We start from the raw sequence: 8,713 nt of genomic DNA, 5'->3' as shown, positions 1-8,713 counted from the left end.
GCCGCTGCGCCAGGCGCCAGCCCAGCTGCAGCAGCAGGCAGCCCGCCAGCAGCCAGCACAGGGGGCGCGGCACGCTCGTCCACGGGCGTTGGGCGGCGGCCATCAGATGTTCCTGCGGTAAAAGTCGCACAGCGCGCAACTGGCCAGCAGGGCGACGTAGATGACGGTTTGCGCCGCCACGCCGGCCAGCGCTTGCCAGTCGCCGGTCGCGTACAGCAGCCACTCCGTGCGCGTAAAGGCGTCGAGGCGGGGCAAGAGCAGGGCCAGCACGTCGATGGCGCCCGCCGTGGCGCGCTGCGCCCAGGAGTCGCCCGCTTGCGGGCCGTGCGCCAGTAACTGCAGGCTGCCCAGCATGCGCGCCAGCACATAAAAGCCGCCCGTGGCGGCCAGCGCGGGCAGGGCTTGCTGCAGGCTGGCCGCGCACAGCAGACTGAAGGCGGCGACGATCCACAATTCGCCGAGCAGGGACAGCGCCCACAGCGCGCTTTGCGCGGGCGCGGCGAACCGCGCCATCAGCAGGCCGAACAGCACGGCGGGCACGGCCGCCAGCGCCCCGTAGCCCAGCAGTTTTCCCAGCGGGTAGGCTGCGCGCGGCATGGGCAAAGCCAGCAGCAGCTCGAGGCCCCGGTCGGCCGCTTCGCGCGCCATGCTGGTGATGATGAAGGTGGCCAGCAGGAAGACGCTGGCCAGGCGCAAGGCGGCCGCCAGCAGGGACACCTGCACGGCGCCGCTTTCCGTCAGCGCCAGTTGCTGCAGGAAGCCGGCCAGCCCGGCGGCGGCGCAGGCGGCCAGCATGAACAGCCACAGCAGGCGGCTGCGCAGCGCTTCGAGCAGCGTGTAGCGGGCGATGGTGAGGGCGGGCCGGAGCATGGATGGGTGCATCAGCGGGGCAGCCTCTGCGCCGCCACCATGCGGTTGAACAGGATGTTCGGCGACAGCCAGACGACGAGGTCGTCGAACTCGCCGCCTGGCTGCTGCGGGGCGCTGGCGGCGCGGCTGATGAAGGTGGTGGCGTTCGATGCATTGTTGCGCTCGTCGACATTGTTGCTGAAAGGAACAGCCTGGCGCTGGCCCTGCACGCCGGTGGCGCCAAAGCCGTTTTTGCCGTGGGACATGATCATGGCGGGGATGTCCCTTAACGCCGTCGCCTGCAGCAGCGCGCCGCCATTGCGCGTGACAATGCTGATGTCGCGCGGCGTGCCCAGGTTGAACTGCTGCTCGCTGTCGCTGAAGGCCGGCGTCACGCTGTAGCGGAACAGATTGTTCCAGCTGTCGCCCTGGCGCAGACCCAGGGTTGCCCAGGGCAGGAAGCCCGCGCGTTTTTCGCCCGTGCAGCGGGCGCCGCGCCGGTCTTCCAGGCCATTCATCGCGGAAATGGCGGGACAGGGCAGGTAGCCGTAGCGCAGCGCAAAGCCCGTCAGCGCTTCCTTCGCTTCATTCAATGCCTGCTGCGTCTCGGTCACCTTGCGCTGTTCCAGCTGCACCGTCAACGGCGTGACCAGGCCGCCGATCATGAGGCCGACGATGACGAGCACGATGGCGATCTCGATCAGGGAAAAGCCGCCCTGGCGGCGCGGATGGACGGCGCTCATGGCAGGTTGCGCGCGGCGCGCATGCGTTGATACAGGGTGGGCAAGGTAATCCAGGTGAGCATGTCGTCGAAGGCGCCACCGGGCGGCGTGGCAAGTTCGGTGGCGGGGCGGTTAATGAAGCGGCGGCTGGCGTTGTCGTTGGCGGCTTCGTCGATATTGCCGCGTGCCGTATTGATCTGCGCCACGCCGCTGGCGGCCGTGCCGTAGTGATTCTTGCCTTGCGAGAACAGCACGACGGGCAGGCATTGCGCGCTCACGTCGCACTGCTCCTGTCCCGCCACGTAGGCGAAGTCGCCGCGCCCGTCGCGCGTGAGCACGACTCTGTTGGCGACAGCGGAAAACGAGACGATGGGCACGCGCGCCATTTCCGGCGTGACGCTGTAGCGCAGCAGCTTGCCCCAGGCATCAACGCCGTCCACGCCCAGTGCGACCCATGGCAAAAAGCCGCTGCACTCGGCATCGCCGGCGCAGTCGGCGGGACGTTCGCGCCCGTCGAGGGCGGAGGCGGCAGGGCGGGGCAGGCGGCCGTTCGCCGCCGCAAAGCCCAGCAAGGCGTCGCGCGCCTGCGCCAGGGTGGCCAGGGTGCGCTGCTGGCGCTCGGCCTCGCCCGTGTTGCGGCCGAAAGCGCTGATCAGCAGGCTGGCCGCACCCAGGCCCAGCACGGCCACCAGCAGCAACAGGGCGGCGCCGCGCTGGCGACGGGGTTGGCGATGCGCCTGGCGCGGCATCATGGCTGTGCCTCGGTGACTGTGCCGCTGGCCGGGTCGTAGCGCTGGCCGGGCTTCAGGAGCACCACCTGGCCGTTCGACAGGCGCAAGGTCAGGGCGCCGGGCGTGCCGGACTTGTCGCGCGCCAGCTGGTTGTGCGGCTCGGTTTGCGGCGCCTGGTTCAGCCAGACGGTCGAGCGGCCGCTGCTGCGCTGTACCACGCCATTCAATTCCACGGGCGGGGCAGGCGGCGGTGGCGGCGGGGGCGGGGCCGCCGCCAGGTGCGGATCGGGCGCCGGCGGGCCGTAGCGCTGTGCGTCGAGCTGGGCGCGCTGGTCGGGCGACAGGAACAAACGGCCCAGTTGCGGCGACTGTGCCTGGGCCGTGAGCGTGGCGCCCGCCAGCAGTACGGACAGGATGCGGGGGCACCTCATGGCCGCCCCGGCACGGGCGCGCTGCCCAGGGTCAGCCACAGCAGCTCGCATTCGGCGCCCACGGTGGGCGTTGCCCCGCTGCCTGGGCCGGCCCCGGCCGCAGCGTGGCGCTTGAGCGTGCAATCCTGCACGGCGAAATAGCCGCTCTGGCGCAAATCGTCCAGCAGGTTCAGCAAATCCATCTCGTGCAGCAAATCCATCTGCAGGCGCATGCGGCTGCCGCGCAGCTGATATTGTCCCATCACCATGGGCAACGGTACTTGCAGCCCTTGCTGCGGGCTGATGTCATAGCTGATCGGCAGCAGTTTGCGCTGTTCCTGGCTGCGGCGGATGGCGTCGATCCAGGCCAGGCGGTTTTCCTCGCCGATCAGGCCGCGCTGGCGCAGGGCCAGGAATTGCGGTTCGTAGGCGCGGATTTCCTGCTTTTCCGCCTCCGCATGGTTGAACAGGAGGGCGGCCGCCGAACGCGTGCGCTGGGCCAGGTCCAGCTGCTGCGCTTCACGCGCCCGATAGGCGGCACTCAGGCTCAGCAGCACCACGCTGGCCAGCAAGGTCAGCACAAAGCACAGCAGGGCGCGGCGTATCAGATGCAGTTCGCCCAGCCAGGCGGGCAGCGCGCGCGCGGGCGTGCTGCTCCGTTGCATGCCGGGCAGGGGCGGTTGTTTGACGGGGCCGCTCATGGCTGCCACGCGAGCAAGAGGGTAAAGCGGGCCTGGCTGGCCGGTGCCGGCACGGCGCTCTTGCCGGACAGGGCCGCGCTGGGGCGCAGGTCGAGCGGCGTTTCCTCGATCGTCACCTGCATGCCCGGCTGGCGCGCCAGAGTTTGCGCGAAGGCCGTGATGGCCGCCAGGGCCGCGCGGTAATCGTTGTTCGGCATGGCCACGTCCGCTTCCAGGCGCAAGGCCTGCGGCGGCGCGACGGGAATGCCGGCCAGAGCGCTGCCGGCTGGTGCGCCAGTACTTTGCTGCTGCTGTGGCGGCGTCTGATTGTTCGCCATGCGCGCGGGCGCCTGGCCCGCATGCCAGTGCAGCTGGCCGAGCGCGACTTGCGGCGCCTGGTCCAGTGCGGCGCTCAGCATGCCCAGCAGCCGGCCCGGCTCCGGCGCCTGGCTGGCGATCATGTGGCCCAGGGTCACGGCCACTTTCATGTTCTGCGTCTTGGCCGGCGCCGGCGGCTGGGTCGACATGACGCTGCGGTAGCGCTCCTGATAGGACGCGGTTTCCTGCGCCAGGCGTTCGATCGCGGCCCCGTCGGCTATGCCGCCGAGCAAGTTAATCGCGCACCACAGGGCCGCCGATGCGCCGATCAGCGTGCTGGCGCCATACAGTGCCTTGCGCGCGCGCTGGAAATGGTAGTAGCGCGCCAGCGCGCCGGGCGGATAATGGCTGGACGGCGGATGCTTGCCCAGCAAAGTCAGCAGCAATTCGTCGGCCAGCGCCGGCGTCCGGCGCAAGCCCACCCGTTCGCCGGCCAGCTGCAGATCGATGAAATGGTAAGCCACTTCGACGCCGTTGTCGCACAGCAGTTCGAGCTTGGCGATTTGCGCGGCCGGCGCCAGGATGACGGTATTCAAGACGTCGCCGCGCGCCAGCATGCGCGTGCTGGTAAGGAATTGCCGCGTTTTTTCCGTTTCCAGCGCAATATTCACGGCCACGCCGTCGAGCGCGATGGTGGCCGTCTGGCGCGAAAAGCGCAGCTGCCCCTTTTCATAGTAGCTTTGCCGCAAGCCGCCCGACTGCTGCGTCACCAGCAGCAAGTGTTCGTGCGCGATCGACAGCTTTTTGACCAGCGCGATACTGAGCAGGCTGGTCGAATAAATGCCGGCCACGGGCACGCGCAAGTGCTCGAGCGCCTCCGTCCACGGCTGCAGCAAGGACGGGTTGGTCAGCGCGAAAAACAGCACCTGGTCGTCGTGGCGGCCCGTGCTTTCGCGGCCCAGCAGGGTACTGCCCCGGTAGGGTGTGTCGCGGTGCAATTGCTGCTTGCGCCGCTCCAGCAGGGCGCGGCCCGCCTTGCCGCGCACGTGGGGCAGCAGCTGGCGCTGGAAATCTTCCTCGATCAGGTCCGTCAGCAGGTAGGCGGGCACGCCCGACCGTTGCGCCTGCGGATCTTCCAGCCACGCGGCGAAACCGTCCAGCCCGGCCGCGCTGGCGGGGAAGGCCTGGCCCTGGCCCAGCACGCCGTGGTCCCAGTCGTAGGCGCACAGCGCGTCGCTGGTAATGTAGAGTAATTGTTTGCGGAACACGGCGCTCTCGGGTCTCAGGTTTTAATCGTGCTGATGGTGTCGTAGATCGGCCCCAGCACCGACAGCATGATCCAGCCCAGCAGCAGGCCCAGGATGACCGTCATGGCCGGCTCGATCATGGCTTGCACTTTTTCAATCAATTCTTTCACTTCGCGGTTGTAAAAGTAACTGACATTGCGCAAGGCCGTGTCCAGCGAGCCCGTGGCCTCGCCCACCTTGAGCATGCGGATCACCAGCGGCGGAAAGATGCCCGTGTGCTGGAAGGCGGCCGTCACCCCATGGCCTTCGCTGATCAGCTGGGCGGCGCGGCGCAGGCCGGCCGCCACCACCTGGTTGCCGGCGATGCCTTCGGACAGGCGGATGCATTCGAGTATGGTGATGCCGGAAGCATACATCAGGGCAAAAAACGTGGCGAAGCGGGCCAGGATGATCTTGTGCAGCACGGGGCCTACCAGCCACAGCCGCAGCTTCAAGCCATCCCAGGCGTAGCGGGCCGCCTCGCTGCGGCGGATCAGCGAGCGCAGGCCGAAAAACAGCAGCACGGGCAAGGCCAGCAGCACATACCAGTAATCGATGAAGACATTCGATACCAAGATCAACACGCGCGTGTGCAGCGGCAGCTCGCCGCCCATGTTGCGGATGAACGCCGTCAGCTGAGGTACCAGATAAATCATCAGGAAAAACGTCACGGCCGCCACGACGATGGCCACGATGACCGGGTACATGACGATCTTGCGCGTCTGCGAGGCCAGCTCGTCCTGCCACTTCAGGCTTTCCGACAGGTTCTTGAACACTTCGGCGATCTTGCCGCTCTGTTCGCCTGCCAGGATCAGGCTGGTGAACGTGGCGTCGAAGATGTCGCCATGCTGGGCCAGCGCGCCCGACAGCGGCAAGCCGCCTTCGATGCTTTCGATCAGATCCGTGACGACTTCGCGCAGGCGCGGGTGGTCGGTGCTTTCGCGCAAGTCGTTCAAGCCTTCCAGGATGGGCACGCCGGCGCCCGTCAATTGTTCCATGTGGAAGCAGAAATTGATCAGGTCGCGGCGGTGGATGACCCGCTTGCCCAGCAGCACCAGATACTGGCCCGTGATCTTGCAGTCGATCAAGTCCAGCTGCATGCGGTGCAGGCGCGCTTCCAGATCCGGCACGTTGGCCGCCTCCATGCTGCCGGGAATCAATGCGCCTGCGGCATCCATGGCGCGGTAGACATATTGCGCCATCAGGCCAGCCTTTCCGTCAGGTCGACCACGCGGCCCACTTCTTCCAGTGTGGTCACGCCTTCGAGCACGCGGCGCATGCCGTCGTCGACGATGCCCTTGAAGCCGGCCGCGCGCGCCGCGTTCTTCAATTCGCGGCTACTGGCGCGGCGCGCCGTCAATTCATCGAGTTCGGCCGTCATCTTGAGAATTTCCATGATGGCCAGGCGGCCCTTGTAGCCCTGGTGTGCGCAGCGCTCGCAGCCGACGGCGCGGCAGATGGACGCGGGCGCCGCGTCCGTTGCCAGGCCCAGAAGACGGCGCTCGACGCTGTCGGCGATCACGGTTTCCTTACAATGCGGACACAACTTGCGCACCAGGCGCTGCGCCACGATGCCGATGATGTTGCCGGCCATGATGTCGGGCAGGATGCCGATGTCGAGCAGGCGCGAGATGGAGCCGATAGACGAGTTCGTGTGCAGGGTGGAATACACCTGGTGGCCCGTCATGGCGGCGGCAAAGGCCATTTCCGCCGTTTCGCGGTCGCGGATCTCGCCCACCAGGATGATGTCGGGATCTTGCCGCATCATCGAGCGGATGCCGTCGGCAAAGCCCAGCTTGACGGAATCGTTGACGGAGGTCTGGCGTATCATGTTCATCGGATACTCGACCGGATCCTCCAGGGTCATGATGTTGACGCTCTCCGTATTGATGTGGTTGATGATCGAGTACAAGGTGGTGGTCTTGCCGCTGCCCGTCGGGCCCGTCACGAGGATCACGCCGTCGGGACGGGCGATCATCAGTTTCAGCACGTTCAGTTCCGTTTCGGCCAGGCCCAGGGCGTCCAGCGGCACGATGCCTTTCTGCCGGTCCAGCACGCGCAGCACGAAGTTTTCGCCATGCGTGGTGGGCTGCGCCGACGCGCGGAAGTCGATTTGTCGCCCGGAAAATTTGATGCTGATGCGGCCGTCCTGCGGCGCGCGCGCCTCGGCGATATTCATGTTCGAGATCACCTTCAGGCGCACGGCCATGGCCGGCCAGTACGATTTGTGCAGGCTGCGGATCTGCCGCAGGATGCCGTCGATGCGGTAGCGGATGCGCAGGAACGACTGCTCCGGCTCGAAATGGATGTCCGAGGCGCCGTTTTGCACGGCGTCGGCCAGCAGCGCATCGATCAGGCGCACCATGGGCTGGCTGTACTCGTCCGATGGCGAGGCCATGCTTTGATAGCTGACTTCGCCCGTTTCGATTTCGTGCAGGATGCCGTCGATCGACAGTTCGAAGCCGTAGTACTGGTCGATGGCGCGCGAAATGTCTGATTCGTTGACGAGCACGGTGGAAATCGTGATGCCCTTGACCAGCATGGCGCTGATTTGGTCGAGCGCGACGATGTTGCTGGTGTCGGCCATGGCCAGGATCAGGTTGTCCGCCTGCCGCTCGTAGACGATAGGGAAAACGCGGTAGCGCTTGGCCACGTCCTTCGGAATCAGCTTCAGGGCGATGGCGTCGACCACCAGGCTCGACAGGTCGGCGCTGACCTGTTTCAGGTTTTCGCTGAGCGCTTCGCGCACGGTGGCTTCCGTGACGAAACCCAGGGTGATGAGCAGCTTGCCCAGCGGTTCGCTGCTGCGCCGCTGCTCGATCAGGGCGATGCGCAACTGGTCTTCGCTGATCACGCCTTTCTGGATCAGCAATTTGCCCAGCGGAAGTTTTGCCTGTTCTGCCATGTAGTGCTTATTCCTGACGGGGTGTGATGGTGGCTGGCTCGGCAGGGGCCGGCGCTGCCGGTGCGGGCGCCGCCAGTTCGCGCAAACGCGTTTGCACGACGGCCTGGTCGAAGGCGGCGGGCGTGGTTTGCGCCAGGGTCAGGGCGCGCTGGTAATACGTGGCGGCCAGCTTGGGCTGGTTCAGCCGGTCCAGGCCCACGGCCAGGTTGAAGGCATAGTCGGGATTGCCGGGCGCGGCGCCATAGGCGCGGAAAAATTGCTGCTGCGCTTCGTTCCAGCGGCGCTGCTTGGCATATACATTTCCCAGTGCAAACAGCACGGGGCCGCTGTCGGGGCTGCGCGCCAGGATGGCTTTCAATTTCGCTTCGCTCTGCGCGACGTCGCCCTGGCGCAGCCCGATCAGGCCGGCCAGCGCCACGCCATCGTCGGGATTGATTTCCAGCAAACGCACGTACAGCGCCGCCGCCTGCGCGCCCTGGTTCTCGCGCAGGGCCACGGCCGCCAGGCCCAGCAGCGCGTCGCGGTTGTTGGCATCCTGCCGCAGTACCGTTTCATATTGCTGGCGGGCAAGGCCCAGCTGGCCCCCGTTGAAGGCTTGGTAGGCTTGCTGCACGCCGGGGTTGATTTGCGGCGCCGTATCGTTGCGCAGCACCTGGATCTGGCTGTTGTCGGGCGCGGCCACCGGTGGCAGGCTGGGCTGAGCAGGCGGCGGCAGTTGCGCCAGCTGGGCGGCCACGGCCGCTTGCGCGGCGGCCTGGATCATCGCCTGCTGTTCCGCCGCGCCGGCTGGCGGGCGCTGTTCGCGCGGCGCG

Annotated in this window: 9 protein-coding genes; all 9 read right to left on the bottom strand. The window is 67.0% G+C overall.

What is annotated here, in order from left to right; translation table 11 throughout:
* Positions 1-102: 102 nt before the first annotated feature.
* Complete coding sequence (locus CBW66_RS28020; protein WP_086140995.1) at positions 103-882, bottom strand: hypothetical protein; 780 nt, start codon at positions 880-882, stop codon at positions 103-105.
* On the bottom strand, positions 882-1,592 hold the full coding sequence (locus CBW66_RS28015; protein WP_086140994.1) for a type II secretion system protein: 711 nt from the start codon (positions 1,590-1,592) through the stop codon (positions 882-884). Before CBW66_RS28015 ends, CBW66_RS28020 begins: the two co-directional genes overlap by 1 nt.
* A complete protein-coding gene (locus CBW66_RS28010; protein ID WP_230492212.1) occupies positions 1,589-2,323 on the bottom strand; it encodes a hypothetical protein in 735 nt (244 codons plus the stop codon). The genes CBW66_RS28015 and CBW66_RS28010 overlap by 4 nt, the downstream gene beginning before the upstream one ends.
* Entirely contained in the window at positions 2,320-2,733 is a 414-nt protein-coding gene (locus CBW66_RS28005) for a hypothetical protein (protein ID WP_086140992.1), read from the bottom strand. The genes CBW66_RS28010 and CBW66_RS28005 overlap by 4 nt, the downstream gene beginning before the upstream one ends.
* Complete coding sequence (locus CBW66_RS28000) at positions 2,730-3,413, bottom strand: hypothetical protein (protein WP_230492211.1); 684 nt, start codon at positions 3,411-3,413, stop codon at positions 2,730-2,732. The genes CBW66_RS28005 and CBW66_RS28000 overlap by 4 nt, the downstream gene beginning before the upstream one ends.
* The gene (locus tag CBW66_RS27995) at positions 3,410-4,978 is read right to left on the bottom strand and encodes a hypothetical protein (RefSeq protein WP_086140991.1); all 1,569 of its coding nucleotides are present in this window, start codon (positions 4,976-4,978) and stop codon (positions 3,410-3,412) included. Before CBW66_RS27995 ends, CBW66_RS28000 begins: the two co-directional genes overlap by 4 nt.
* Before the next feature lie 14 nt (positions 4,979-4,992).
* Positions 4,993-6,198 carry a type II secretion system F family protein gene (locus CBW66_RS27990; protein WP_086140990.1) on the bottom strand — a complete coding sequence of 402 codons (1,206 nt, stop codon included), beginning with the start codon at positions 6,196-6,198 and terminating at the stop codon, positions 4,993-4,995.
* Positions 6,198-7,901 (bottom strand): GspE/PulE family protein, encoded by a 1,704-nt coding sequence (locus CBW66_RS27985; protein ID WP_086140989.1) that lies wholly within the window; start codon positions 7,899-7,901, stop codon positions 6,198-6,200. Before CBW66_RS27985 ends, CBW66_RS27990 begins: the two co-directional genes overlap by 1 nt.
* A 7-nt stretch (positions 7,902-7,908) precedes the next feature.
* The coding region (locus CBW66_RS27980; RefSeq protein WP_139843074.1) for a tetratricopeptide repeat protein at positions 7,909-8,713 on the bottom strand (805 nt) is incomplete at its 5' end.

Source organism: Janthinobacterium sp. GW456P (genome assembly GCF_002127655.1).
Taxonomy (GTDB): domain Bacteria; phylum Pseudomonadota; class Gammaproteobacteria; order Burkholderiales; family Burkholderiaceae_D; genus Janthinobacterium.
The sequence above is the reverse complement of the archived record's forward strand: the minus strand, read 5'-3'. Positions and strand labels throughout refer to the sequence as shown.

What these genes read in the sequence shown, in the direction of transcription:
- CBW66_RS28020 (WP_086140995.1), bottom strand. Translation starts at nt 882, where the DNA reads ATGCACCCATCCATGCTCCGGCCCGCCCTCACCATCGCCCGCTACACG.
- CBW66_RS28015 (WP_086140994.1), bottom strand. Translation starts at nt 1,592, where the DNA reads ATGAGCGCCGTCCATCCGCGCCGCCAGGGCGGCTTTTCCCTGATCGAG.
- CBW66_RS28010 (WP_230492212.1), bottom strand. Translation starts at nt 2,323, where the DNA reads ATGATGCCGCGCCAGGCGCATCGCCAACCCCGTCGCCAGCGCGGCGCC.
- CBW66_RS28005 (WP_086140992.1), bottom strand. Translation starts at nt 2,733, where the DNA reads ATGAGGTGCCCCCGCATCCTGTCCGTACTGCTGGCGGGCGCCACGCTC.
- CBW66_RS28000 (WP_230492211.1), bottom strand. Translation starts at nt 3,413, where the DNA reads ATGAGCGGCCCCGTCAAACAACCGCCCCTGCCCGGCATGCAACGGAGC.
- CBW66_RS27990 (WP_086140990.1), bottom strand. Translation starts at nt 6,198, where the DNA reads ATGGCGCAATATGTCTACCGCGCCATGGATGCCGCAGGCGCATTGATT.
- CBW66_RS27985 (WP_086140989.1), bottom strand. Translation starts at nt 7,901, where the DNA reads ATGGCAGAACAGGCAAAACTTCCGCTGGGCAAATTGCTGATCCAGAAA.